This window comes from Methylobacterium aquaticum (assembly GCF_001043915.1).
Taxonomy (GTDB): domain Bacteria; phylum Pseudomonadota; class Alphaproteobacteria; order Rhizobiales; family Beijerinckiaceae; genus Methylobacterium; species Methylobacterium aquaticum.
The window spans coordinates 1-976 of sequence record NZ_LABX01000210.1 but is presented as its reverse complement, the minus strand read 5'-3'; the positions used below and the strand labels follow the sequence as shown (position 1 = coordinate 976).

The window sequence follows — 976 nt, the reverse complement described above, 5'->3', positions numbered from 1 at the left end:
CGGTCGCCAACATGAAGGGCGGCGTCGGCAAGACCACCAGCGTGGTGATGATCGCCGACGCGCTCGCGGCGGGCGGCGCCTCGGTCCTGGTGATCGATCTCGACCCGCAGGCCAGCGCCTCGGTGTGCTTTGCCGGCGACGGCATCCTGGCCGAGATGATCACCGGGGGCCGCACCCTCGATTATTATCTCGGCCTGCGCATCGTCGACCGCGACAAGGCGTCCCTGACGGACTTCGTCCGCGGCTACGTCTCCAGCACCACCCATCTCGGCGAGCCGCTGCCGATCTCGCTCCTCGCCTCCGGGCCGTCGCTGCGCATCGTCGAGCGCGAGATCATCTACGCGCTCACCAAGCGCAAATACTCGATGCACGCCATCGAGGGCCATCTGTGGAAGCTGTTCCAGGAGGATTTCGCGCCGTTGCGCGATCAGTACGACTACGTGCTGTTCGACTGCGCCCCCGGAATCTCGCCGATGACCGAGGTGGCGATCCGGGCGAGCGACCTCGTGGTGGTCGCCTGCATCGCGGACTTCCTGTCCACCTACGGCCTGAAGGCGTTCTACGAGACGATCTGGGGCGTCGGCAGCGCCTCGGAGAGCATGCTGGCGCCGAAGCGCCCGCCGCACGTCCTGATCACCCGCTGGCAGAACACCAAGCAGCAGGCGACCACCTACGCCACGCTCCAGGACAGTGCCGCTGCGGAAGGCGCGCGGTTTCGACTGTTCAAGACCCGGGTGCCGCAATCGGCGGCGCTGGCGAACGCGCTCACCCTGGAGTATCAGACCTTCGCCAACAAATATCGTGACGCCAGCCGCGACCTGATCGGCGAGGTGATCACGCCGATGGTGGCCGAGCTGAAGGAGGCCCTGGATGGCGCTTGAGATCGACGGCCTCGCGGTGCTGTGCGCGATCGCCGAGGCGCCGGAGGCGTTCCCGGCGATCCGCAGCGACGTCACCAAGGCCGCCCACGCCCTGG

At 67.6% G+C, this 976-nt stretch carries 1 protein-coding gene; it reads left to right on the top strand.

The window, feature by feature from the left end; translation table 11 throughout:
* A partial coding sequence (locus tag VP06_RS24960; RefSeq protein WP_063928434.1) for a ParA family protein occupies positions 1-881 on the top strand: 881 nt, incomplete at its 5' end.
* Between the last annotated feature and the right edge of the window lie 95 nt (positions 882-976).